This is a genomic window from Pseudomonas juntendi, from assembly GCF_021560075.1.
Classification (GTDB): domain Bacteria; phylum Pseudomonadota; class Gammaproteobacteria; order Pseudomonadales; family Pseudomonadaceae; genus Aquipseudomonas; species Aquipseudomonas juntendi.
In genome coordinates, this window is record NZ_CP091088.1 from 2,532,858 (window position 1) to 2,557,928 (window position 25,071).

General features: G+C 63.8%; 21 protein-coding genes. 11 read left to right on the forward strand and 10 right to left on the reverse strand.

What is annotated here, in order from left to right; all coding sequences use genetic code 11:
- Positions 1-23 precede the first annotated feature (23 nt).
- Positions 24-2,333, forward strand: a complete 2,310-nt coding sequence (pvdQ, locus tag L1P09_RS11795) for a bifunctional acylase PvdQ (protein WP_235768886.1) — start codon at positions 24-26, stop codon at positions 2,331-2,333.
- A 99-nt stretch (positions 2,334-2,432) separates the two neighbouring features.
- Here the strand turns inward: pvdQ and L1P09_RS11800 are convergent, their stop codons facing one another.
- Positions 2,433-3,155, reverse strand: a complete 723-nt coding sequence (locus L1P09_RS11800; protein ID WP_054904397.1) for a UDP-2,3-diacylglucosamine diphosphatase — start codon at positions 3,153-3,155, stop codon at positions 2,433-2,435.
- Positions 3,152-3,652 (reverse strand): peptidylprolyl isomerase, encoded by a 501-nt coding sequence (locus tag L1P09_RS11805; protein ID WP_110675979.1) that lies wholly within the window; start codon positions 3,650-3,652, stop codon positions 3,152-3,154. The genes L1P09_RS11800 and L1P09_RS11805 overlap by 4 nt, the downstream gene beginning before the upstream one ends.
- Positions 3,653-3,900: 248 nt before the next feature.
- On the opposite strand from L1P09_RS11805, the gene L1P09_RS11810 reads away from it, so the two are divergent.
- Together L1P09_RS11810 and cysS are read left to right on the forward strand one after the other, a co-directional pair.
- The gene (locus L1P09_RS11810; protein WP_009682158.1) at positions 3,901-5,604 is read left to right on the forward strand and encodes a glutamine--tRNA ligase/YqeY domain fusion protein; all 1,704 of its coding nucleotides are present in this window, start codon (positions 3,901-3,903) and stop codon (positions 5,602-5,604) included.
- A 9-nt stretch (positions 5,605-5,613) separates the two neighbouring features.
- A complete protein-coding gene (gene cysS, locus L1P09_RS11815) occupies positions 5,614-6,996 on the forward strand; it encodes a cysteine--tRNA ligase (RefSeq protein WP_009682157.1) in 1,383 nt (460 codons plus the stop codon).
- A 1,088-nt stretch (positions 6,997-8,084) separates the two neighbouring features.
- On the opposite strand, the gene L1P09_RS11820 is transcribed toward cysS, so the two are convergent.
- Positions 8,085-9,476: a sensor histidine kinase gene (locus L1P09_RS11820; protein WP_029887701.1), complete on the reverse strand. Its 1,392-nt coding sequence runs from the start codon at positions 9,474-9,476 to the stop codon at positions 8,085-8,087.
- Positions 9,454-10,134 (reverse strand): response regulator transcription factor, encoded by a 681-nt coding sequence (locus tag L1P09_RS11825; RefSeq protein ID WP_047149773.1) that lies wholly within the window; start codon positions 10,132-10,134, stop codon positions 9,454-9,456. The genes L1P09_RS11820 and L1P09_RS11825 overlap by 23 nt, the downstream gene beginning before the upstream one ends.
- A 181-nt stretch (positions 10,135-10,315) precedes the next feature.
- On the opposite strand from L1P09_RS11825, the gene L1P09_RS11830 reads away from it, so the two are divergent.
- The 3 genes from L1P09_RS11830 to proP all read left to right on the forward strand — a co-directional run bounded on the left by L1P09_RS11830 (position 10,316) and on the right by proP (position 14,001).
- Positions 10,316-11,209, forward strand: coding sequence for a PA4780 family RIO1-like protein kinase (locus L1P09_RS11830; protein WP_029887702.1), 894 nt, complete (start codon positions 10,316-10,318; stop codon positions 11,207-11,209).
- A 174-nt stretch (positions 11,210-11,383) separates the two neighbouring features.
- Complete coding sequence (hemB, locus tag L1P09_RS11835) at positions 11,384-12,358, forward strand: porphobilinogen synthase (protein WP_029887703.1); 975 nt, start codon at positions 11,384-11,386, stop codon at positions 12,356-12,358.
- 140 nt (positions 12,359-12,498) lie between these two features.
- On the forward strand, positions 12,499-14,001 hold the full coding sequence (proP, locus tag L1P09_RS11840) for a glycine betaine/L-proline transporter ProP (RefSeq protein WP_029887704.1): 1,503 nt from the start codon (positions 12,499-12,501) through the stop codon (positions 13,999-14,001).
- On the opposite strand, the gene L1P09_RS11845 is transcribed toward proP, so the two are convergent.
- The 4 genes from L1P09_RS11845 to L1P09_RS11860 form a co-directional block, all read right to left on the reverse strand.
- Positions 14,002-14,703: a YoaK family protein gene (locus L1P09_RS11845; protein ID WP_235768887.1), complete on the reverse strand. Its 702-nt coding sequence runs from the start codon at positions 14,701-14,703 to the stop codon at positions 14,002-14,004.
- Between the two features lie 9 nt (positions 14,704-14,712).
- Positions 14,713-15,342, reverse strand: coding sequence for a riboflavin synthase (locus L1P09_RS11850; RefSeq protein ID WP_009682149.1), 630 nt, complete (start codon positions 15,340-15,342; stop codon positions 14,713-14,715).
- A 125-nt stretch (positions 15,343-15,467) separates the two neighbouring features.
- The gene (gene treS, locus L1P09_RS11855; protein ID WP_009682148.1) at positions 15,468-17,534 is read right to left on the reverse strand and encodes a maltose alpha-D-glucosyltransferase; all 2,067 of its coding nucleotides are present in this window, start codon (positions 17,532-17,534) and stop codon (positions 15,468-15,470) included.
- Positions 17,535-17,640: 106 nt separating this feature from the next.
- Positions 17,641-18,558, reverse strand: a complete 918-nt coding sequence (locus tag L1P09_RS11860) for a LysR family transcriptional regulator (protein WP_235768888.1) — start codon at positions 18,556-18,558, stop codon at positions 17,641-17,643.
- 121 nt (positions 18,559-18,679) lie between these two features.
- Here L1P09_RS11860 and L1P09_RS11865 point away from each other — a divergent pair, with 121 nt between their 5' ends.
- The 3 genes from L1P09_RS11865 (at position 18,680) to L1P09_RS11875 (ending at position 21,380) form a co-directional block, all read left to right on the forward strand.
- A complete protein-coding gene (locus L1P09_RS11865) occupies positions 18,680-19,438 on the forward strand; it encodes a 5-oxoprolinase subunit PxpA (protein WP_009682146.1) in 759 nt (252 codons plus the stop codon).
- Between the two features lie 86 nt (positions 19,439-19,524).
- A complete protein-coding gene (locus L1P09_RS11870; protein WP_054904401.1) occupies positions 19,525-20,412 on the forward strand; it encodes a 5-oxoprolinase subunit B family protein in 888 nt (295 codons plus the stop codon).
- Positions 20,409-21,380 carry a 5-oxoprolinase subunit C family protein gene (locus L1P09_RS11875; protein WP_235768889.1) on the forward strand — a complete coding sequence of 324 codons (972 nt, stop codon included), beginning with the start codon at positions 20,409-20,411 and terminating at the stop codon, positions 21,378-21,380. Before L1P09_RS11870 ends, L1P09_RS11875 begins: the two co-directional genes overlap by 4 nt.
- 55 nt (positions 21,381-21,435) lie before the next feature.
- Here L1P09_RS11875 and L1P09_RS11880 read toward each other — a convergent pair whose 3' ends face one another.
- Complete coding sequence (locus L1P09_RS11880) at positions 21,436-22,662, reverse strand: MFS transporter (protein WP_235768958.1); 1,227 nt, start codon at positions 22,660-22,662, stop codon at positions 21,436-21,438.
- Between the two features lie 258 nt (positions 22,663-22,920).
- On the opposite strand from L1P09_RS11880, the gene L1P09_RS11885 reads away from it, so the two are divergent.
- Positions 22,921-23,154: a hypothetical protein gene (locus L1P09_RS11885; RefSeq protein ID WP_009682142.1), complete on the forward strand. Its 234-nt coding sequence runs from the start codon at positions 22,921-22,923 to the stop codon at positions 23,152-23,154.
- Positions 23,155-23,194: 40 nt separating this feature from the next.
- On the opposite strand, the gene L1P09_RS11890 is transcribed toward L1P09_RS11885, so the two are convergent.
- Positions 23,195-23,575 carry a termination factor Rho gene (locus L1P09_RS11890; RefSeq protein ID WP_192439990.1) on the reverse strand — a complete coding sequence of 127 codons (381 nt, stop codon included), beginning with the start codon at positions 23,573-23,575 and terminating at the stop codon, positions 23,195-23,197.
- A 434-nt stretch (positions 23,576-24,009) separates the two neighbouring features.
- Here L1P09_RS11890 and pstS point away from each other — a divergent pair, with 434 nt between their 5' ends.
- Entirely contained in the window at positions 24,010-25,041 is a 1,032-nt protein-coding gene (gene pstS / locus L1P09_RS11895; RefSeq protein WP_054904403.1) for a phosphate ABC transporter substrate-binding protein PstS, read from the forward strand.
- The last annotated feature ends 30 nt before the right edge of the window (positions 25,042-25,071 follow it).

A 25,071-nucleotide genomic window follows, 5' to 3' on the forward strand; every position in this document is an offset into this window, starting at 1 on the left:
ACCCGCGACCCCGAGGAATGCCCGTGTTTTCACTGTCCCGTCCCATGACCTGCGCCAGCCTGGCGGCCGCCCTGGTGGCCTGGAGTGCCACTGCGCCGGCTCAACCTGCAGCAGCCGACGCCAGCGCCCAGATCCGCCGCACCACCTTCGGCGTGCCGCACATCGTGGCCAGGGACGAGCGCGGCCTGGGCTACGGTGTCGGCTATGCCTACGCCCAGGACAACCTGTGCCTGCTGGCCAACGAAGTGTTGACCGTCAATGGCGAGCGCTCCCGGTACTACGGCGCCACGGGCAAGACCTTGGAGCAACGCGACAACCTCAGCAGCGACCTGTTCTTCACCTGGCTCAACAGCCAGGCCGCTGTCGACGCGTTCCTCCAGGCGCAGCCGGCGCCAGTACAGGCACTGCTGGCCGGTTATGCCAGTGGCTATAACCGCGCGCTGGCCGAGCGCCGCCGCCAGGGCTTGCCTGCCGAGTGCGGAACGGGTGAGTGGGTGCGGCCGATCAGCAGCCAGGACCTGGTCAAGCTGACCCGCCGCTTGCTGGCCGAAGGCGGGGTTGGGCAGTTCGTGGAGGCACTGGCGGGGGCGCAACCGCCAGGGGCCGGCAGCCAGCTCGCGGCCGCTGGCTATGCCACCGCCCTGGCCCGGCAGGCGCGGTTTGCCACGGAGCGTGGCAGCAATGCCGTGGCGGTGGGTGCCCAGCGCTCGGCCAATGGCCATGGCCTGTTGCTGGCCAATCCGCATTTCCCGTGGATGGGTGGCATGCGCTTCTACCAGATGCACTTGACCATCCCCGGCCAGCTGAATGTCATGGGCGCGGCGCTGCCAGGCCTGCCGCTGATCAATATCGGTTTCAACCAGCACCTGGCGTGGACCCATACCGTCGATACCTCCACGCACTTCACCCTGTATCGCCTGCAGCTCGATCCCAAGGACCCGACCCGTTACCTGCTCGACGGCAAGTCATTGCCGCTGGCCCGGCAAACCGTCAGCGTGGCAGTCAAAGGTGAGGATGGGCGACTGAGCCAGGTACAGCGTGAGGTGTACAGCTCGCAGTTCGGTCCGGTGGTGCAATGGCCTGGCCGCCTGGACTGGGACACGCATGCGGCCTACAGCCTGCGTGACGCCAACCTGGACAATACCCGCGTGCTGCAGCAGTGGAACCAGATCAACCGCGCTGAAAGCCTGGCGGCCCTGCGCGGCTCGGTCGAGCAATTGCAGGGTATCCCGTGGGTCAACACCATTGCGGTGGACCAGGCGGGCAGGGCCTTGTACCTGAACCAGTCAGTGGTGCCTTATGTGGACCAGCAGATGCTCGACAGTTGCAGCAACCCGCAAGCGCCGGGCAGCCTGGTGGTGCTGGACGGCTCACGCAGCGCCTGCCAGTGGAAGGTCGATGCCCAGGCGGCGCAACCGGGTATTTTCCCGGCAAGGCTGCTGCCAAGCCTTGAGCGCGAGGATTACGTGCAAAACTCCAACGACCCGGCCTGGCTGGCCAACCCGGCGCAGCCCCTGACCGGGTTTGCGCCGCTGGTCAGCCGCAGTGACCAGCCGCTGGGCATGCGCGGCCGCTTTGCCCTGCAGCGTTTGCAGGGCAAAGGGCGGTTGGGCGTCGATGACCTGCAGCGCATGGTCACCGACGACGAAGCCTACCTGGCCAGCCTGGTGCTGCCCGACTTGCTGCAATGGTGCCAGGGCGCCAGTGCAGACGTGCAGGCCCTATGCACCAGCCTGGCGAACTGGGATGGCAAGGCCGACCTCGAGAGCGGCGTGGGCCTGGTGCATTTCCACAACCTGCTCACCGCCTTGGCTGAGCACCCGGACAGCTGGCGGGTTGCGTTCGACCCGGCCGACCCGCAACACACCCCGCGCGGGCTGGCCGTGGAGCAGGCGGCCGTGCGCAAGCGGGTGCACGAGGCGGCATTGGCCTCACAGCAGCAGGTGGCCGAGAGCGGTATGGCGCCACAGGTGAAGTGGGGGCAGGTGCAGCAGGCAGTCGATGGCACGCCGGTGCCGGGCGGCCCGCAGGCCTTGGGGGTGTACAACGCGATGTACAGTGTGCCGCACGGGCAGGGCAAGCGCCTGGTGGTCAGTGGTACCAGTTATCTGCAACTGGTCAGTTTCACCGACAAGGGGCCAGAGGCCCGCGGGTTACTGGCGTTTTCGCAGTCCAGCGAGGCGGCATCGGCACACGCCAGCGATCAGACCAAGGCCTTCGCGGCCAAGCAGCTGGCGGTAATTCCCTTTACCGAGGCGCAGATCAAGGCTGACCCGCAGTACCGCGAAGTGGTGATCAGTGAAGCCGACAAGGGCGCAATGGCACAGCACTAAGGCAGTTTGGCTCGATCGCCGGCGAGCCAGCGCCCACAAGCTCCCCACCGAATTGAAGGCCTGGTGGGAATTGGGGCCGGCTTGCCGGCGACGTTGCCTTCAGGAAAAGTCGAACGGCGCCAGCTGAAACCCTTGCTCGTCAACTTGCAAGGCCCAGCCCCGGCGGTCCCAGTCGCCCAGCACGATGCGCCGGGCCGGTTGGCCGTCCACGACCAGCTTGTGAATCGCTGGCCGATGGGTATGGCCATGCACCAGGGTACGCACGCCATGCGCCGCCATTACCTTGGGCACTTCCTCTGGCGTGACGTCGACGATTTCAGTGGATTTCATCCGCCCCTGGGTGCGGCTTTCGCTGCGCAGCTTGCGTGCCAGTTTGTAGCGAGCCGACAGCGGCAGGTGGCGCAGAACCCACAGGCTCAGCGGGTTGCGCAGCAGGCGGCGCATTTTCATGTAGCCCACGTCGCGGGTGCACAAGGTGTCGCCGTGCATCAGCAATACCTGCTCACCGCCCAGCTCGATCACGCTGGGGTCGTCGAGCAACGTGCAGCCGGCCGCCTCGCAGAAGCGCTGGCCGAGCAGGAAGTCACGGTTGCCATGCATCAGGTAGATGGCCGTGCCGCTGTCGCCCAGCTGCCGCAGGGCACGGCAGATCGACTGCTGGAACGGCGTCATGGCATCGTCGCCTATCCAGGCCTCGAAGAAATCGCCAAGAATGTACAGCGCCTGGGCGTGGCGCGCGCGGCCATCGAGCAGATCAAGAAACGCCCGGGTAATGTCCGGGCGTTCTTCTTGCAGGTGCAGATCAGAGATCAGCAGAATCACTCAATGATCTCGGCTTTCTCGATGACCACGTCGTCTTTCGGCACGTCCTGGTGGCCGGCTTTGGAACCGGTGGCGACTTTCTCGATGGCATCGACCACTTCACGGCCTTCGATCACTTCACCGAACACCGCGTAGCCCCAGCCCTGTACGTTCTTGCCGCTGTGGTTGAGGAAGTCGTTGTCGGCAGCGTTGATGAAGAACTGGGCCGAGGCAGAGTGCGGCTCCATGGTACGGGCCATGGCGATGCTGTACTTGGTGTTCTTCAGGCCGTTGTCAGCTTCGTTCTGGATGCTGGCGCGGGTTTTCTTCTGGGTCATGCCAGGCTCGAAGCCGCCGCCCTGGATCATGAAACCTTTGATCACACGGTGGAACACGGTGTTGTCGAAATGGCCGTCTTTGACGTATTGAACGAAGTTCTCAACAGTTTGCGGAGCTTTCTCGGCGTTCAGTTGCAGGACGATATCGCCGTGGTTGGTGCTCAGTTTGACTTTGGACATGCTGAAATTCGCTCTTTCAAGGCATACGGGAATGAGGGCGCGCAGGGCGCGTGCTTACACCTGACGCAGGCTCGGGCGCTCGCGACACATGGTGCGCACCGGCCATTTTGCCACGCCGCGGCAAAAAGCCGTGATAAATCACGCCAGTTTATCCGGGCCCGACTGTCGGCAGCTTGACTGCTTCGGCTATGATAGGCCCTTTGATTCAATCGGCCTACCCAGGCCGGACACGTGCATTCAAGGATCCTATGAGCAAGCCCACTGCCGACAACGCGCCCAACGCCGCTGCCAAAGGCGCCCCCGCTGTCCCTGCGAACTTCCTGCGGCCGATCATCCAGGCCGACCTGGATTCGGGCAAGCACAGCAGCATCGTCACCCGCTTCCCGCCGGAGCCCAATGGCTACCTGCACATCGGTCACGCCAAGTCGATCTGCGTCAACTTTGGCCTGGCCAAGGAATTCGGTGGCGCCTGTCACTTGCGTTTCGACGACACCAACCCGGCCAAGGAAGACCAGGAGTACATCGACGCCATCCAGCGCGACGTGAAATGGCTGGGTTTCGACTGGGCCGGTGATGTGCGCTATGCCTCCGACTACTTCGACCAGTTGCACGACTGGGCGGTCGAGCTGATCAAGCGCGGCAAGGCCTATGTCTGCGACCTCACCCCCGAGCAGGCCAAGGAATACCGCGGCAACCTCAAGGAGCCAGGCAAGAACAGCCCGTTCCGCGACCGCAGCGTGGAAGAAAACCTCGACCTGTTCGCCCGTATGAAAGCCGGTGAATTCCAGGACGGCGAGCGCGTGCTGCGGGCCAAGATCGACATGGCCTCGCCGAACATGAACCTGCGCGACCCGATCCTGTACCGCATCCGCCATGCCCACCACCACCAGACCGGTGACAAGTGGTGCATCTACCCCAACTACGATTTCACCCATGGCCAGTCGGACGCCATCGAGGGCATCACCCACTCGATTTGCACCCTGGAGTTCGAAGGCCACCGCCCGCTGTACGACTGGTTCCTCGATAACCTGCCTGTGCCGGCACACCCGCGCCAGTACGAGTTCAGCCGGCTGAACCTCAACTACACCATCACCTCCAAGCGCAAGCTCAAGCAGTTGGTGGACGAAAAGCACGTCGACGCCTGGGACGACCCGCGCATGTCGACCTTGTCCGGCTTCCGCCGCCGTGGCTACACCCCGGCCTCGATCCGCAACTTCTGCGAAATGATCGGCACCAACCGGTCCGACGGCGTGGTCGACATGTCGATGCTCGAGTTCAGCATCCGTGACGACCTGGACCGCACCGCACCGCGTGCCATGTGCGTGCTGCGCCCGCTGAAGGTGGTCATTACCAACTACCCGCAGGGCCAGGTCGAGCAACTGGAGCTGCCACGCCACCCGAAGGAAGACATGGGCGTGCGTGTGCTGCCGTTCTCCCGCGAGCTGTACATCGACCGCGACGACTTCATGGAAACCCCGCCCAAGGGCTACAAGCGCCTCGAGCCAGCCGGTGAGGTGCGCCTGCGGGGAAGCTACGTGATCCGTGCCGACGAAGCCATCAAGGACGCCGACGGCAACATCGTCGAACTGCATTGCTCGTACGACCCGGACACCCTGGGCAAGAACCCGGAAGGCCGCAAGGTCAAAGGCGTGATCCACTGGGTGCCGGCCGAAGGCAGCGTCGAGTGCGAAGTGCGCCTGTACGATCGCCTGTTCCGCTCGGCCAACCCGGAAAAGACCGAAGAGGGCGGCAGCTTCCTCGACAACATCAACCCCGACTCGCTGCAAGTGCTCAGCGGTTGCCGTGCCGAGCCGTCGTTGGCCCAGGCGCAGCCCGAGGACCGCTTCCAGTTCGAGCGCGAAGGCTACTTCTGCGCCGACCTGAAAGACAGCCAGCCGGGCCGCCCGGTGTTCAACCGCACCGTCACCCTGCGTGACTCCTGGGGCAGCTGAGGAACCGCCGTGCTAACCATCTACAACACCCTGACCAAAGCCAAGGAAACCTTCAAGCCGCTGGATGGCAACAAGGTGCGCATGTACGTTTGCGGCATGACCGTATACGACTACTGCCACCTGGGCCACGGCCGCAGCATGGTAGCGTTCGACCTGGTCACCCGCTGGCTGCGCAAGAGCGGTTACGAACTGACCTACGTGCGCAATATCACCGACATCGATGACAAGATCATCAACCGGGCCAACGAGAACGGCGAAAGCTTCGACGCCCTCACGGCGCGCATGATCGACGCGATGCACGAAGACGAGCGCCGCCTGAACATCCTGCCGCCAGACCAGGAACCGCGTGCCACCGACCATATCGCCGGCATGCACGCGATGATCCAGACCCTGATCGACAAGGGGTATGCCTACGCGCCGGGCAATGGCGACGTGTACTACCGCGTCGGCAAGTTCGTGGGCTACGGCAAGCTGTCGCGCAAGAAGATCGAAGACCTGCGCATCGGCGCCCGCATCGAGGTCGACGAGGCCAAGCAAGACCCGCTCGATTTCGTGCTGTGGAAGGGCGTCAAGCCGGGCGAGCCAAGCTGGGAGTCGCCATGGGGCCCGGGCCGTCCGGGCTGGCACATCGAGTGCTCGGTGATGTCCACCTGCTGCCTGGGTGAGAGCTTCGACATTCATGGTGGCGGCAGCGACCTGGAGTTCCCGCACCACGAGAACGAGATTGCCCAGAGCGAGGCGGCCACCGGCAAGCAGTACGCCAACGCCTGGATGCACTGCGGCATGATCCGTATCAATGGCGAGAAGATGTCGAAGTCGTTGAACAACTTCTTCACCATCCGTGATGTGCTCGAGAAGTACCACCCGGAGGTGGTTCGCTACCTGCTGGTGGCCAGCCACTACCGCAGTGCCATCAACTACTCGGAAGACAGCCTGCGCGACGCCAAGGGCGCCCTGGAGCGCTTCTACCATGCCTTGCGCGGCCTGCCGCGCGTGGCGGCCAAGGGCGGCGAGGCCTTTGTCGAGCGCTTCAGCGTGGCGATGAATGACGACTTTGGCACCCCCGAGGCCTGCGCTGTGCTGTTCGACCTGGTGCGTGAGATCAACCGCCTGCGCGACAGTGATGTAGACGCTGCTGCCGGCCTGGCCGGTCGCCTGCGGGAGCTGGGTGATGTGCTGGGTGTGCTGCAACTGGACGCCGATGACTTCCTGCGTGCGGGCGCCGAAGGCAAGGTCGATGCGGCCGAGGTCGAGGGCTTGATCCAAGCGCGCCTGCAGGCGCGGGCAGACAAGAACTGGGCCGAGTCCGACCGCATTCGCGACCAGCTGACCGCCATGGGCGTGGTGTTGGAAGACAGCAAGGGTGCCACTACCTGGCGTCTGGCTGACTGATCGGTGCAACTGGGGCCGCTTTGCGGCCCATTGCGACACAAGGCCGCAATGCTGAACTCGAAGATTACACGGTCCTTGTGGGAGCGGGCGTGCCCGCGAACACCGGCGCAGCCGGTGCCAGACACCGCGTCGCCTGCTTCGCGGGCATGCCCGCTCCCACAGGTGAATCGCGCAGGCTTTTCAAATTTTGAGAAAGACAGTTGCTCCTGCAGGTACGGCGGCAACTCCAAGCCAGCGCAGATCCCCTGTGGGAGCGGGCATGCCCGCGAACACAGGCGCAGCCGGTGCCAGATACCGCGTCGCCTGCTTCGCGGGCTTGCCCGCTCCCACAGGTTAATCGCGCAGGCTTTTCAAATTTTGAGAAAGACAGTTGCTCCTGCAAGTACGGCGGCAACTCCAAGCCAGCGCAGACCCCCTGTGGGAGCGGGCATGCCCGCGAACACCGGCGCAGCCGGTGCCAGACACCGCGTCGCCTGCTTCGCGGGCTTGCCCGCTCCCACAGGTTGAATCGCGCAGGCTTCAAATTTTGAGAAAGACAGTTGCTGCTGCAAGTACGGCGGCCACTCCAAGCCAGCGCAGACCCCCTGTGGGAGCGGGCATGCCCGCGAACACCGGCGCAGCCGGTGCCAGACACCGCGTCGCCTGCTTCGCGGGCTTGCCCGCTCCTACAGGTGAATCGCGCAGGCTTTTCAAATTTTGAGAAAGACAGTTGCTCCTGCAAGTACGGCGGCAACTCCAAGCCAGCGCAGTCCCCCTGTGGGAGCGGGCATGCCCGCGAACACCGGCGCAGCCGGTGCCAGATACCGCGTCGCCTGCTTCGCGGGCTTGCCCGCTCCCACAGCTGAATCGCGCAGGCTTTTCAAATTTTTCAGAAAGACAATTGCTCCTGCAAGTACGGCGGCAACTCCAAGCCAGCGCAGACCCCCTGTGGGAGCGGGCATGCCCGCGAACACCGGCAAAGCCGGTGCCAGACACCGCGTCGCCCGCTCCCACAGGTGAATCGCGCAGGCTTTTCAAATTTTTGAGAAAGACAGTTGCTCTTACAGCGCGGCCTTGTGTCGCGATGGGCTGCAAAGCAGCCCCGATGGTTATTTGGCCAGCCCGGCCAATGGGCAATGCAGTACCAGCTTGGCCCCACCCAAAGGGCTCTCGCCAATTTCCAGGCCGAACCCATGCAGGTCAACGATCGCCGCAACGATCGACAGCCCCAGGCCGAACCCGGCGTGGCGGTGGCCTTCATCACTGCGGTAGAACCGCTTCAGTACGGCCGTGCGTTCTTCTTCCGGAATACCCGGCCCGCTGTCTTCGATGGCCACGTGCACGCCAGCGTCGTCCTGGGTGGCGGCCACGCGCACCTGCCCACCTTCCGGGGTGAACTTGATCGCGTTACCTACCAGGTTGGCCAGCGCCTCGAACAACAGCTCGCGGTCGCCGTGCAGTGCCGGCAAGTGCCCAGGTTGGTGCAGCTCCAGGTGAATGCCGCCATCTTCGGCCAACGGCAGGTAGAAGTCGTGCAGCTCTACCAGCAAATCATGCGGGTCAAGCTGCACGAAGCCGGCCCGGCGTTGGCGGTCTTCCAGTTCGCTGATGCGCAACAACCCACGAAAACGCGCCATGAGGGTGTCGGTTTCGCCGATGGCCTGGTCCAGTGCCTCGGCTTGCGCGGAGTCGTTGTCGCTTTGCTGGCGTATGCGGTACAGCTGGGCGCGCAGGCGGGTCAGTGGGGTGCGCAGGTCGTGGGCAATGTTGTCGCACACGCCCTTGACCTCGTGCATCAGCCGCTCGATGCGGTCAAGCATGGCATTGACGATGGCGGCCAGCATGTCCAGTTCGTCGCGCCGGGCCGACAGCGGCAGGCGGTGCGTGAGGTCGCCGGCGACAATCAGCTCGGCCTGGGCCTGAATGGCCCGGATGCGTTTCAGGGGGCGGCGGCGCAGCAGGTACCAGCCGGCGAACCCGGGGATCAGGGTGAAGGAGATACCCCAGAGCAAGGCATCGAGAATGATCCGTGTGACGACGAACAATGAGCCGTTATCGCGGAACAGCACCAGCCAGCGCCCATCCTGCACCTTGATCGCCACGGCATCGCAGCTGTCGCGGGGCATGCGCGGATCATCGGCATCCAGGCAACGCTTCAGCTCATGGATCTTGCCGTCCAGCCGCAGCCCAGGGGGCAGGGCACGAACACTGCCGCCCAGCGGGTTGAGTTGTGCATCGAACAGGCCATAGGCATCGAAGCTGCGTTCCTCGAAAGCCTGGCTGGCAATCAGGGCGTCGTCCAGCTGCTTGCCGCTCATGTGCGCGAACAGGTGCTGACGCTGCAGCATGGAATGGCGGGTGAGCTTGTTCAGGTAGCTCGAAACCTCGAAGTACAGCACCCCCATGAGGATGCTGCTCCAGGCTACGAATAGAAAACTGTACAGTGCCAGCAGCCGGCTGGTGGACGAACTCCAGCCTTTAGACGGGTTCAGCAATGGCATAGCCGGAGCCCCGCACCGTACGGATCAGCGGCGACTGGCCGGGTGAGTCGATTTTCTTGCGCAGGCGGCCGATATGCACGTCGATCAGGTTGGTGCCCGGGTCGAAGTGGTAGCCCCACACTTCCTCGAAAATCATCATCCGCGTAATGACCTGGCCGCTGTGGCGCATCAGGTACTCCAGCAGTTTGTACTCGGTGGGCAGCAGGTTGAGGGTGTTGTCGCCGCGGCGCGCTTCGTGGCTGATCAGGTCCAGTTGCAGGTCGGCGACCTGCAAGCGGGTCTGGGTCATCGGCACGCTGTTGCGGCGCAGCAGCACCTCGACCCGGGCGGCCATTTCGTCGGAGGCGAACGGCTTGGTCAGGTAGTCGTCACCGCCGGCGCGCAGGCCGCGCACCCGCTCATCGACGTCGGAGAGGGCGCTGATCATCAGGATCGGCGTGGCGATCTTGAGGTTGCGCAGGGTCGTGACGATGGTCAGGCCATCGACCTCAGGCAGCATGCGGTCCAGGGTGATCAGGTCATAACCGCCGGCAATGGCCTTGGCCAGGCCTTCACGACCATTGTCGGCCCACTCCACCTCAAGGCCATGGCTGGTAAGTTCGGCGACGATTTCCTGGCCGGTGACGGCGTCGTCTTCGATGGTCAGTACGCGAGGCATGCTGGTTCCTGGGCATCTAATGGAGACTCGATTGTGCCAAAGAATAGACAACCGGCGATTTAAGAAAAATTCATCTTGCCACAACCTACCTGGGTTCACCCATTGTGAAGACAGACGAGCATGTCGCAGCAGGCTGTGAGAGGATGTCCGTCAACACAGCCAGGACCCCGAACGCAGCCTGATGAAGACACCCAAAAGAATCGAACCCCTGATCGAAGACGGCCTCGTCGACGAAGTACTGCGGCCGTTGATGAGTGGCAAGGAAGCCGCCGTGTACGTGGTGCGTTGCGGTAGCCAGGTGCGCTGCGCCAAGGTCTATAAAGAAGCCAACAAGCGCAGTTTCCGCCAGGCCGCCGAATACCAGGAAGGCCGCAAGGTGCGCAATAGCCGCCAGGCCCGGGCCATGGCCAAGGGTAGCAAGTACGGCCGCAAAGAGGCCGAGGACGCCTGGCAGAACGCCGAAGTGGCGGCACTGTTCCGCCTGGCCGGCGCCGGGGTCCGGGTGCCCAAGCCCTATGACTTCCAGGACGGCGTGTTGCTGATGGAGCTGGTGACCGACGCCGATGGCGATGCCGCACCCCGGCTCAACGACGTGCACCTGGAGGCCGAGGAGGCCCGGGTGTTCCATGCCTTCGTCATTCGCCAGATCGTGCTGATGCTGTGTGCCGGGCTGGTCCATGGCGACCTGTCCGAATTCAATGTGCTGCTCGGCCCGGACGGGCCGGTGATCATCGACCTGCCGCAGGCAGTGGACGCCGCCGCCAACAACCACGCATTCAGCATGCTGCAGCGTGACGTGGACAACATGGCCCACTACTTCGGGCGCTTTGCCCCAGAGCTGAAGAGCACGCGCTATGCCCAGGAAATGTGGGCGTTGTACGAGGCTGGCAAGTTGCTGCCCGATACCGTGTTGACCGGGGTATTCCAGGACGACGAGCATGAGGCCGACGTTGGCGGGGTAATGCGGGAAATCGACGCCGCCCGCTTGGACGAGGCCCGGCGCCGGGCAGCGCGTGCCGAGGCGGAAAACGGCCCGGCCAAGGCCGAAGAGCCGACACCGCCCTGGCTGCAATGATGTGCTGCCGGTGCAGCCCGCTTCGCAGGTTCCCCCCCGAAGCGGGCAACACCGGCTCAGCCAGTGCCCTGCGCGGCCATTACCTTTGATGCAGGACAATATCTCGTCATCCGGCCTTTTCACTGGCCCCTGACAGGCATAAGGTATACGCCGTTCAAATTCCCTGGAGCAGTCATGTCCAACCAATTCCCCTCCGTTCGTCCTCGCCGCCTGCGCCAGAACGAGTCCCTGCGCACCGTATTCCAGGAAACCGAATTCCGCCTTGAAGACCTGATCCTGCCGATCTTCGTGGAAGAAGGCATCGACGACTTCGTGCCCATCAGCAGCATGCCCGGCGTGAACCGCATCCCTGAGAAGCGGCTGGCCCAGGAAATCGAGCGCTATGCCCGCGCCGGTATCAAATCGGTGATGACCTTTGGTGTGTCTCACCACCTGGATGCCGTTGGCAGCGACACCTGGAACGAAAACGGCCTGGTGGCGCGCATGTCGCGTATCTGCAAGGACACCGTGCCGGAAATGGTGGTGATGTCCGATACCTGTTTCTGCGAATACACCAGCCACGGGCACTGCGGCGTGCTGCATGACCACGGCGTGGACAACGACGCCACCTTGGTCAACCTGGGCAAGCAGGCGGTGATCGCCGCCGCGGCCGGTGCCGACTTCATCGCGCCTTCGGCGGCGATGGACGGCCAGGTCCAGGCCATTCGTAGCGCGCTGGACGGTGCAGGCTTCCACGACACTGCGATCATGGCCTATTCGACCAAGTTCGCCTCGTCGCTGTACGGCCCGTTCCGCGAAGCAGGCGGCACTGCGCTCAAAGGTGACCGCAAGAGCTACCAGATGAACCCGATGAACCGCCGCGAGGCCGTGCGTGAATCGCTGCTTGACGAGCAGGAAGGTGCAGACGTGCTGATGGTCAAGCCGGCCGGTGCCTACCTTGACGTGATCGCCGACATTCGTGCGGCCTCGCGCCTGCCGCTGGCGGCGTACCAGGTCAGCGGTGAGTACGCGATGATCAAGTTCGGTGGCCTTGCCGGTGCCATCGACGAAGGCCGCGTGGTGCGCGAAAGCATTGGCGCTATCAAGCGCGCCGGTGCCGACCTAATCCTGACCTACTTCGCCATGGACCTGGCCCGCGAAGGCATTTGAGCAGAAAAGCAGCTCCCCTGGACTGGGGGCGGGCTTACCCGCCCCCAGCGCAATTCCCTACAAAAATTCATTAAGCGCTGAATTATTTTGTGTCCCGTTGTATCAGATGCCATAGAGCATTGATCGACAGGGATACAGGCATGAAATCTCGCAGGAAAAGCGTCAAACCTATTGGCCTCAAGGACATCACGATCGTCGACGATGCCAAGATGAAGAAGGCGATCACCGCCGCTGCACTGGGTAACGCCATGGAGTGGTTCGACTTCGGTGTCTATGGCTTCGTCGCCTATGCATTGGGCAAGGTGTTCTTCCCCAACGCCGACCCCAGTGTGCAAATGATCGCGGCGTTGGCCACCTTTTCGGTGCCATTCCTCATTCGCCCCCTGGGCGGGCTGTTCTTCGGCGCCCTCGGCGACAAGTTCGGCCGGCAGAAAATCCTTGCCGCCACCATCGTCATCATGTCCCTCAGCACCTTTGCCATTGGCTTGATACCGTCCTATGCCAGTATCGGCATATGGGCGCCGATACTGCTGTTGCTGGCGAAAATGGCCCAGGGCTTCTCGGTGGGCGGCGAGTACACCGGCGCCTCGATCTTCGTGGCCGAGTATGCGCCTGACCGCAAGCGCGGCTTCCTTGGCAGCTGGCTGGACTTCGGCTCGATCGCCGGCTTCGTCCTGGGCGCCGGGGTAGTGGTGCTCATTTCCACGGTGCTTGGCGAAGAAAGGTTCCTTGAGTGGGGCTGGCGCCTGCCGTTCTTCCTGGCCTTGCCGCTGGGCATCATCGGCCTCTACCTGCGTAACGCCCTGGAGGAAACCCCCGCGTTCCAGCAGCACGTCGACAAGATGGAGCAGGGTGACCGCGAGGGCCTGGCGTCGGGGCCCAAGGTGTCGTTCAAGGAAGTGGCGACCAAGCACTGGCGTAGCCTGGTGACCTGCATTGGCGTGGTGATCGCCACCAACGTCACCTACTACATGCTGTTGACCTACATGCCCAGCTACCTCTCGCACAACCTGCATTACAGCGAGGACCATGGCGTACTGATCATCATCGCGATCATGGTCGGCATGCTGTTCGTGCAGCCCATCATCGGCCTGCTGAGCGACAAGTTCGGCCGTCGCCCGTTTATCGTGGTCGGCAGTGTCGGGCTGTTCGCCCTGGCCATTCCGGCATTCATGCTGATCAACAGTGGTGTGCTGGGGTTGATCTTCTCGGGGCTGCTGATCATTGCGGTGCTGCTGAACTTCTTCATCGGTGTCATGGCGTCGACGTTGCCGGCGATGTTCCCCACTCACATCCGCTACAGCGCACTGGCCAGTGCCTTCAACATTTCCGTGCTGATCGCCGGCCTGACCCCCACCATCGCCGCCTGGCTGGTGGAAAGCAGCGGCAACCTGTACATGCCCGCCTACTACCTGATGGTGATCGCCGCGGTGGGCCTGGTGACCGGCCTGACCATGAAGGAAACCGCCAACAAACCGCTGCGCGGTGCCGCACCGGCGGCATCGGACATCGACGAGGCCCGGGAGCTGCTGCAGGAACACCACGACAACATCGAGCAGAAGATCGAGGACATCGACGAGCAGATCGCCGAGCTCGAGGCCAAGCGCAAGTTGTTGGTCCAGCAGCACCCGCGCATCGATTGATCAGCGCGGCATGTAGCCACGCTGCCAGGCACGTGGAATGAACCGCGACACCAGGGCCAGCAGGCACGCCAGCACGCAACTGCCGGCCAGTGCCTGCAGGCCCAGGTGGTGTTGCAGCCAGGCGCCCAGCGCGGCGCCCAGCAGCATCCCTGCCCACGGCACCAGTTGCACCCGCCAGCCGTGGCGCCGCTCGCCCAGCAACCAGCGCCCAAGGCCGCGGCCGAAGCGTGACAGTGCACCGGTGACGTAGGTGAGGCCGATGGGCAGGCCGTTCACTTGCTCGACGACTGCGTTGATCATGCCCATGGCCAGGGTCGCGGCCAGCAATGCCGGGAAGGTGGCCGCCAGTGGCCACGCTGCAGCGCAGGCCAGCAACGCCGCCACGACCACCAGCACGGGCCAGGCCCGGCGACGGAAGCCGCGCGCCAGCACTACCCCCAATGTGTTACCCGCGACAAAGCCCAGCAAAGCGCCGGTCAGGCGCAGCACCAGGGCCAGGTCAGCCTGGCTGATCGCCACCGCCAGGCGCGTGGTATTACCGCTCATGAACGATACGAAGTCGCCCAGGGCCAGCAGGCCAATGGCGTCGGTCATGCCTGCCAGCACCGACAGCCCGGCCACCAGGCCAAGGCCGACACGGCCACGCAGCACCTGCAGGCGCAAGCGCCTGGCCGTACGGGTAGTAAGGGGATGGGGTAGCACGGGCAGGCCTCAGGGCAACAGGTTTTCGCGGGCCAGGGTGCCTTTGATGGTGCGCTCGACCACATCCACCAGCACCATGGTCTGGTGATCGACCTCGATGTTCAGCAAATCGCCGGCAGCGTAGCTGGCGAACGTGGTCTGGCGCAGGGTTTCCGGGATCAGGTTGATGGTGACCAGGTTGTCTTCCACGTCGGCCACGGTCAGGCTGCAGCCGTTGACCCCGATGAAGCCCCGCGGGAACACGTACTTGCCCCATGGCGGCGGCATGCGGAAACGGATGAAGGCGCCGGTCTGCTCGATCGACAGTTCGACTATTTCTGCGGTCGTGGCAATGTGGCCAGCCATGAGGTGGCCGCCGACTTCGGCGTTCATCTTCGCCGAACGCTCGATGTTGACCCCTTGGCCGGCCTTGAAATTGCGCAGGTTGGTGCGTTCCAGGGTGGCCGTCATTGCATCGAACCTGACGTGGCTGCCGTCGATCTCGGTGACAGACAAGCACGTGCCCTCGACGCTAACGCTGGCGCCGATCTTCAACTCATCGAGCAGTTCCGGGGTGAGGTCGATGGTGAACTGGTTGTGGCCCGGGTAGCTGGTCACATCAAGCAGTGGGCGGACGGCCTGGACGATGCCGGTGTACATGGTGTTGCTCCTGGGCGCGAAAAGAAAACACCCGAACGCTATGCCTGTACGGCCTCAAAAGCAAGGCGCCAGCGCCCTGGTGCTGCCCAGGGATGCGGCCGGGCATACCCAGGGCGCTGGCCGGCTCACACATGCCCGGTGCTGTTGACGATGCGCAGGCACAGCGCTTCGTACGGGTCCAGGTTCACCAGCAAACGGCCATCCTCAGTCAGGTCGCCTTCTACCGTTTCGTTGATCATGTCCACCACCGGCCCTGGCGTGAAGCCCGTTAGCAGTAGCTCCTCGGCGATCACCTCCTGGCTGAAGTTCAACGCACTGATCTGGATGCCGCGCCCGGCCGGTAGCTCATGCACCATGACCAGCAACCCAGGGCTGCTGACCTCCGGCACCAGCACCTGGCGGCTGGTGGCAATGCCGTAGGCCTGGCGCACCGCGAGCAGTTTTTTCACCTTGCAGGCGAACGAGTCAGGGTTGTCCAGTTGGCTGTCGAGGCTGCCATACAGCGCCCGCGCCCGCGGCATGCCGCGCACTGACGTGTCCGCTTGCGGGTCGAGCCCGGCCAGGTCGTAGCCGCCGCGGTGAATCCAGCGGGTATCGCCGTCGAGCATGCGCTCGGCCACGGCTTCGCCTGGCAAGGGCAGGGCGCCGACCATGTCCCAGCCCGACAGCGCCACCACACCTGGCTGCATGGCGTTGTACATGACCAGCAGCAGGTGCAGTTTCTGGATCTGCTCGATGTCCGCCGGGCCTATCTGGTCGAGGTCGCGGATGCCCAGTGCCGCAGTGATGAGGCTGGCGGTGGTGCAGGCGATGCCATTGGTGACGAAGCGCAGGTTGTAGGGCGCATGCTCGCCCGACAGGCGTTCGTAGATTTCTTCGCGGATGTGCTCGCGCAAGATGTTGCCGGGTAATGTCTGGCCCTTGTACAGGTACATGTCATGGGCATGCAGGGTCCAGAAGTGCACCAGCTCCACGGTCAGTTCGTCGTGGTTCTGCAGGGCATGGATCAGTGAGGCCGGGTCGATGCCGAAGGCGTGCATTTCCTTGAGCATCAGGCGCAGGAACTCGGTGTCGCCGGTCAGCAAGGCATGTTGGTAGGCGGGCCGGGTGATGAAGTCGTAGGACAGGTCGGCACCGCCCTTGGACATTTGCGCAATGTCATCGAGGGTCAGGTTCAGTTCCTGGAAACTGAAGCCGCCGGCCTTGCGGATCATGCCACCGATCAATTGGTTGCCGACCAGCGACAGCGGGTGGCTTTCCGACCAGGCGGTGCCGCTGGCACGGGTTTCCACCCCGAGAAAACCGTTGGCATCCAGGCGCAGGCCACGTGCACCCAGGCAATCCAGGGCATGCAGGGCGTCGCCGATGATCATCTGCTGGGCGGCAAAGGTGGGGTCCAGCCAGTTCAGCGACGGTTGGCCTTCCTTGAAGTAGTGCAGGTAGACCCAACGCCGGGTCTTGCCGTCGACACCGGTGACCGGTGGGGTGGCGCTCCAGTCGGTTTCCTTGACCCCCGGCTCGAAGAAAATCACCCGCTGCAACTGCCCGACGATGTAATGGCGTGCCTTGAGCTCGTCGCACTGTGCGGGCAGCAGGTTGGCCGAGTCACGTCCGGGTGGCACCTCGGGCAGCAAGTGCCAGTCTTCCTCGCGTATCTCCACCATGTGGTACAGGCCCGGGTAGGCGCCGTAGGCCATTTCCGCCAGGCGGAAGTCGGCGCCCTTGCCGGTGTGCGAAGGGATCAGGTCGTCGATGGTCACCGCATTGTGCGCGGCAGCCATGCGGCTCATCTGGATCAGCTCCGGCTCGCTGCCATAGAGCGGGTCGATATCGAAGCTGATGCGGTCGAAGTTGCCGTCTACGCTAGGTGTGAGCTCGCGGTCGCGAATACCGCCAGACAGCTTGATCGGCCCGGTGTGCAGGCCTTGAATGCCGATTTCCGACAGGCGCTTCCACAAGGCTTCATGGGCCAGGGCACCGAGCACCGAGCAGCCCTCTGGGGCGATGATGGCATCGGGGTAAACGGTCAGCCAGACCGAGGCGATTTCCGTGGCCCGGCGGGGCTGTGCCTCGGCGTAGGGTTGTTGCCACAGGCGCGACTGGCCTGAGTACAGGCTGGCGCGCTCCTGGGAAGCCTTGAGCATGGCGCGCGCTTCGAGCCATTTCACGTATGCTGGGTCGGGCTGGGTCATTTCGCGTCCTCTTTGCGTGTCGGCACCGGCTCAGGTTATGACGGCAGAGCGGTCGGATCGTTCGGCCGGGAGCCAGGGCCTGCACGAAATGCCTGGCACAGCGTGCTCAGCGCCGTGCAGCCCACTGCTGCGGTGCCAGGAAGGCGCCGTGGAAGTAATTGCGCAAAGCCTGCATCGCCGGGCTGAACGCCCGCTCGTGGTGCCAGGCCAGCCCCACGCTCATGGGCGCTACCGGGTCGCTGATGGTGACTGTTTCGATGCGCTTGCCCTCCAGCGACCATGGCCGGTGCACCAGGTCTGACAAGATCGCTACGCCACTGCCATTGGCGACCATGCTGCGCACCGCCTCCACCGAACTGGTGCGCACGCGCACGCTGGGCCGTTGCCCGGCCTGCTGCCAATAGCGCATGGCGCTTTGCTCGGCTTCGTCCACGGTCAACAAAATGAACGGCTCTGTGGCGACATCGGCCAGGCTCACGGCCGAGCGTTCGCACAGGGGGTGGTGCGCGGGCAGCCATAGGCGGCGCTCGGAGTTGAACAGCGTTTCTGAAACGATAGCCGGGTGGGTCAGGTTGGCGGTCAGCACCACCGCCATGTCGAAGCGCCCCTCCAGCAGCCCTTGCTCGATGGCACTGCGCTCCTGTTCGTAAAGTTCCAGGGTCACGTCGGGGTGCCAGTGCTCCAGGCGCTGCAAGTGGTGCGGCAGGAAGTAGCCGATTACCGTGTAGCTGGCTGCCAGGCGCAACAGGCCGCTGGCGCGTATGTCCGGCAACGGGCTGTTCAGCGCATCGTCGACGCTGCGCAGGATGACGTAGGCGCGGTTGAGGAAGTGCCGGCCGGCTTCGGTCAGGTTCATGCCCTGGGCGGAGCGCTGGAACAGCAGCACGCCGAGCATGGCCTCCAGCTCTTTGATGGCCGTGGTGACCGCCGACTGGGAAATATTGAGGTGGAGGGCGGCCTGGGAGATCTGGCCGATTTCGGCAGTGGCGACAAAGTAGCGCACCTGGCGCAAGGTAAGTGACACGGCAGGCTCCCGGGGTATCTGTTTTTCCGAAGACACCCATTCTGTTTATAGATCTTCCCAAGGGGTAGGGAAGAATCTAACGTGGCTTGCATGCAGCCACAAGCGCCAGGGAGATACGGTCATGCAAGCAGTGGATTTCAACTCGGACATGGGCGAGGGCTTTGGCCCGTGGACCATTGGCGACGGCGTGGATAACGAGCTGATGGGTTACATCAGCAGCGCCAATATCGCCACCGGTTTTCATGCCGGCGACCCCGGCACCATGCGCCGTACGGTGGAGCGGGCCAAGGCCCTGGGGGTTGCCGTGGGGGCACACCCGGGGTTCCGCGACCTGGTCGGTTTCGGTCGCCGGCACATCAACGCATCGGCGCAGGAACTGGTCGACGACATGCTTTACCAGCTCGGGGCGCTGCGTGAAATCGCCCGGGCCCAGGGCGTGAGTCTGCAGCACATCAAACCCCACGGGGCGCTTTACATGCACCTGGCCCGTGACGAGCAAGCTGCACGCTTGCTGGTGGAAAACCTGCGGCTGATCGAACCGCAGTTATTGCTGTTCTGCATGCCCGGCTCGGTGATCTGCCGCATTGCCCAGGAGCTTGGCCAGCCGGTGGTGCGCGAGTTCTATGCCGACCGCGAGTACGACCTGAGCGGCTCGATCGTGTTCACCCGTAACGTAAGGGGCTACCAGCCTTTGGCGGTCGCCGAGCGCGTACTGCGGGCTTGCCGGCAAGGTGTGGTGCGCACCGTCGAGGGCCAGGACCTGGCCATCGAGTTCGATTCCATTTGCCTGCACAGTGATACGCCGGGCGCCCTCGACCTGGTCGAGGCCACGCGCAAGGCGCTGGACCAGGCTGGCATCGTGGTGCGTGCACCGCGCTGACGCAGGCATCCGGCAGCCACAGGCCGGTGCCTGATCATGTTGTTTTCGCCTGCCTTTCTATAAAGATTTCAAGAAAAGGAACAGTCATGGCCGAATCGCTTGCTACAACGCCTATCCGCTACAGCTTCGGCGCCGACGAGCACCTGTTTGCCGAGGTCAGCGAGAGCATGTCGCTGGAAGCCTTCTTCAAAGGTATGGCCGTCACCCGTGCGGTACAGCGCCTGGCGCTGGACGGCGTGCTGGATGTGTGCCTGGCCAATGCGTCGTTCCAGGTGCGTTTCGACCCCGACCGCATCGCCCCCGATGCCCTGCTGGCAGCGGTGCGCGGCGCCGAAGCGCAGGCGGTGGCCGAGCGTTCGTTGCATACCCGCATCATCGAGATTCCGGTGCTGTACAACGACCCCTGGACCCACGAAACCTTGATGCGCTTCCGGGACCGCCACCAGGACCCGGCCAGCACCGACCTGGAGTACGCGGCCCGCATCAATGGCCTGGCCGATGTCGACGCGTTCATTGCGGCGCACAGCGGTGCACCGTGGTTCGTTTCCATGGTCGGCTTCGTCGCCGGCCTGCCGTTCATGTTCCAGATGGTCGAGCGCCAGCGCCAGTTGCAGGTGCCCAAGTACCTGCGGCCGCGTACCGACACGCCCCGCCTGACCCTGGGCCATGGTGGCTGTTTCGGTTGCATCTATTCGGTGCGCGGCGCGGGCGGTTACCAGATGTTCGGCGTCACCCCGGCACCGATCTACGACCCGCAACAGACCTTGAGCTACCTGAAGGAGCACATGGTGTTCTTCCGCCCAGGTGACATCGTGCAATTCAAACCCATCGACCGCCGCGCGTATGACCAGGCAGTGGCTGAGGTGGAGGAGGGCCGTTTCGACCTGCGCATTCGCCCGGTGGTGTTTTCCCTGGACGCATTCCTTGCCGACCCGGTCGGCTACCCCAAATCGCTGCAGGAGGTGCTGGCATGATCAAGGTACTCAAACCGGGCCTGGCGACCTCCGTGCAGGACCTGGGCCGCGAAGGCTATTACCACCTGGGCATCCCGCCATCTGGCGCGCTCGACCAGTATGCCCTGAGCGCAGCCAATTACCTGGTGGGCAACCCGCCGGGCGCTGCCGGCCTGGAATGTGCGCTGGTCGGCCCTGAACTTGAGTTCCAGGCAGATGCGCTGGTGGCAGTGTGCGGTGCGCAGATGCCCGCCTTGCTCGATGGCCGCGAGCAGCGGCCCGACACGGCATTTGCCGTGCGCGCCGGGCAGGTGCTGCGTTTCAGCTTCCCGACGGCGGGCGCGCGGGCCTACCTGGCAGTGGCGGGGGGTATTGATGTGGCCGAGGTGCTGGGTAGCCGATCGACCTACGCGCTTGGGGCCTTGGGTGGCTTCCAGGGGCGCAAGTTGTTGGCCGGTGACCTGTTGCCGGTCGGCACGCCCACCGGCACCGGCCGCGCCGGCGCAAGCCTGCCGATGGCACTGCGCCAGGCCCTGGGCGGCGAAGTGGTGCTGCGGGTGGTGCCGGGGTTGTATTTTCACCGGCTGACCGAAGCTGCTGCGCAAAGCTTCTTCACCGAAGCCTGGACGGTAGGCTCCGAGGCGGATCGCATCGGTTACCGCTACAAAGGCGGCAGCGCCTTGAGTTTCCAGCCGCGGGAGCAACCGTTCGGTGCTGGTTCGGACCCTTCCAACATCGTCGACAGCTGCTACCCCATCGGCTCGATTCAGGTACCGGCCGGGCTGGAGCCGATCATTCTGCACCGGGATGCCGTATCGGGCGGTGGCTACGCCATGATTGGCACGGTGATCAGCGCCGACCTCGACCTGATCGGGCAGATGCAGCCGAATCAGCAGGCACGCTTTCTGAGAGTCAGCCTGGAGCAGGCACTGGAGGCACGCCGCTCTTACAAGAAGAAGCTGGCGTGCCTGGCCCGGTTGTTCAGCTGAACGGAGGACAACTTGCCGATGCGGGGGGCAAGGGCCGCCAACCCCGCCCGGCCATTTACGCAGGTTGCTCGGCCAAGCCGTTACTGACGTTGCGCCCCAGCACCAGCACGGTGACGAAGCCACAGCCCACCAGGGCCGTGGCCAGGCTCAAGAGCACTGCGGTGCCCATGTGGTCCACCACTTGCCCGCCAAAGAACGAGCCCACGGCAATGATCACCTGGAACAAGGCCACGAACAGCGGCATGCCCCGCTCGACATCCTTGGGCGCGACCACGAACATCCAGATATTGGCGCAGGCCGGGAACGCGCCGAAGGCGAACCCCCATAGCGCAATCAGCATCGCCGCGCCGGTCAGGCCGGTGGCGAAATACGGAAACAGCGCTGTGCTGGCGGCGATCAGCAATGCCACCAGCATCAGCGAATGGCGCACACTGCGGTTGGCGGCGAAGCCGGCGAAGATATTGCCCATGAACCCGGCCACGCCATACAGCAGCAACAATGAGCCGATGGTCGGGCCGTCGAAGCCGGCATTCTGTTTGAAGAACGGCGCTACATAGGTGTAGGCGGCAAAATGCGCCAGGCCAATCAACAGCACGGCGATCAGGCCAACGCGCGCTTGCGGGTTGATGAACAGCGCCGGTAGGTCGCGCACACCAATGGCTTTTTCGGGCAACAGCCGCGGCAGCAGCAAAACCTGCGCCAGGAGCACGGGCATGCCCACCAGTGCAGTCACCAGGAAGGTCATTCGCCAGCCCAGCAGGCCGCTTAGCCAGGTGCCTACCGGCACGCCCACCACCGTCGCCAGGGTCACCCCGGCCATGATGATGGAGTTGGCCTTGGCCACGCCGACGCCCTCAGGGGCCAGGCGCCCGCTGAGGGCGATGGCCGTGGCCCAGAAGCCGCCGATGCTGACACCCAGCAGCACCCGGCCGACCAGTAGCAGGCTGAAGTCGCCCGCATAGGCGACGATGCTGTTGGCGATGATCATGATCAGCGTCAGGCCGATCAGCAGGTAGCGCCGGTCCAGCGCGCCAACCCCCACGGAAATGGCCGGGGCGGCCAGCGCGGCCATGATGCCGGGCAGGGTGACCATCAGGCCGGCGAAGCCTGCACTGATACCCAGGTCGCTGGCGACATCGTTGAGAACGCCCACTGGCAGAAATTCGCTGGTGACCAGGGCGAAGGCGCCAATGGCGACCGAGAGGATCGCCAGCCACTGCTGGGTCACGCTCTGTTGATTATGTTCAGGACGGCCCCGTGGGGCCTGGCTGGCACTTGGCATGGTGGTGACTTCCAAGGAGGGATGACGCCTGTAGCAGGCGCGGGAGGGGGGATTGGCCGGGGATTATAGGGGTGGGTGTGGGCGGCCGACAGGCGAACGGCGTGATAGTGAACATCAGTGCCATCGATGAAACGCCGGGTGCAGAGCGGTTGCTGGCGAATGACGCCTCGGCGTGCAGACCGCTGACCCAAAATATTGCATGAGTCTTCTTGATGCTTTTACCTAGCGGTACTAATACTAAATCACGGCCGCAGAGGGATGATCATGCAAACACGCTTCGTTGTGGTTCCCGCAGTGCCGCTGAAAAAAGAGGTTCAGCCTCGGCGGCTTGGCTTTCCCGCTGCATTGGGCGAGGGTTACGACCTCTACGATACGCAAGACAAGGTGCGTTTGAGCCTGAACTTTGCCACCCGAGCCCAGGCGGAATTCGAGTGTGACTGTCGCAACCGCTGCCCGGATGCCGATGCTGCGGAGATCGCCGGCATGGTCTAGTCACGTACGGTGGGCCCTCACCAAGGGGTGAGGGTAGCGATCAGCCGTGGTTGCGCAGGGCGGCGACCAGTTCGGCCTTGGTCATGCTGGAGCGGCCTTTTATGGCTTTGCTGCGGGCTTCCTTCAGCAGGCTTTCCTTTGTCTGGCTTTCCAGTGAGCTGCCGGATGCGCGCGCGTGCCCGTGGCGGGTGTGTGCTGCCCGCCTGGCCGAATCGGCGCGGGCGGCTTTCTTCTCGCTGGCAGAGGTGCTGCTCCCCGAGCCGCCTTGCTTTTCACCGCCGCCGGATTGCTTGTTGACCGTGGCCCAGGCGCGCGCTTCGGCTTCCTCTTTGGCCAGGCCTTTATCCTCATAGGCGTGCTCGATGTGCTCGGCCTTGCGCTTCTGTTTTTCGGTGTACTTGCCTTTGTCGCCGCGTGGCATGGTGTTCACTCCTGCAGTCATACCTGAACGGTTGAAACGCTCCCCGCCAGAGAGTGCCGGTCACTGGACGAGCGGCACCGTGCCGCGCATCGACGACAACCGCGCGCGACACTGTCGCCAACCCCATTCGCGCCGGTCTGGTGAGCAGGCGGGTGGCTATCCGCATTGGGGCCATGTGTGGCAGGGATAGCGCAGGTGAGGGCTTCGCCCTCATTTCGCGACACGAGGCCGCTCCTACAACAGATTGCCTGAGCGGGGAAAACATGCACCCAAGACAGCAGCCCCTGTGGGAGCCCGGCTTGCCGGCGATGGGCCGCAAGGCGGCCCCAACCGGTTGACGAAGCGGGATCAACGAACGGCCTGCCTTTCAATGGTCACAAAGCTGTAACACAGCTGATGCAAAGTGTGCCGGCCATCACAAGGAGCGCTTTTCGATGATTCGCCTGATGAAGTCTGCTGCACTCGCCGTTGCCGTTTCGCTTTGCGCCACTTCCGCTGCATTTGCTGCTGAAAACGTACGCCTGACCGGTTCCGGCGCCAGCTTCCCGGCACCGATCTACCTGACCTGGTTCAAGGATTTCAGCAAGAACACAGCGGGCGTTACCGTTGATTACCAATCCAAGGGGAGTGGCGCGGGCGTTCAGGACTTCCTGAACAAGACCGTCGACTTCGCCGCCAGCGACTCGGCCATGAGCGAAGCCGACATCGCCAAGGTTGCCGAGGGCGTCCAGTTGCTGCCGATGACCGCCGGCGAAATCGTCCTGGCTTACAACCTGCCCGGCAACCCCAAGGGCCTGAAGTTGCCGCGCGATGTTTACTCGAACATCTTCCTCGGCAAGATCACCCAGTGGAACGACCCGAAAATCGCCGCGGCCAACCCGCAAATGAAGCTGCCTGACCTGCCCATCACCGTGGTGGTACGTGCCGACTCCAGTGGCACCAACGCCGTGTTCACCAAGCACCTGTCGGCCATCAACGCCGACTTCAAGAGCACCTTGGGTGAGGGCAACACGGTCAACTGGCCAGCGACCGACAAGTTCATCAAATCGCCGAAGAACGACGGGGTGACCGCTACCGTTCGCCAGACCCCAGGTGCCATTGGCTACATCGAGTACGGCTTCGCCAAGCTGGCCAAGGTGGACTTCGCTGCCCTGGAAAACAAGGCTGGCCAGTACGTGGTGCCAAATGCCGAAAGCGGTGCCCAGGCCCTGGCAGCGGTGAAACTGCCGGAAAACCTGGTCGCCAACCTGCCCGACCCGGAAGGCGCCAAGTCCTACCCGATCACCTCCTACACCTGGATGATCTTCCGCAAGGACAACGGCAACCCGGCAAAGGCCAAGGCCATGCGTGAGATGGTCGAGTACGGCCTCACCCAGGGCCAGAAGATTGCCGACTCGATGGGCTACATCCCGCTGCCGCCATCGGTTGTCGACCAGGTGCGCAAAGCGTCTGCAAACATCCAGTAACACCCAGGCGCTCCCGGCAGCGGCATGAAG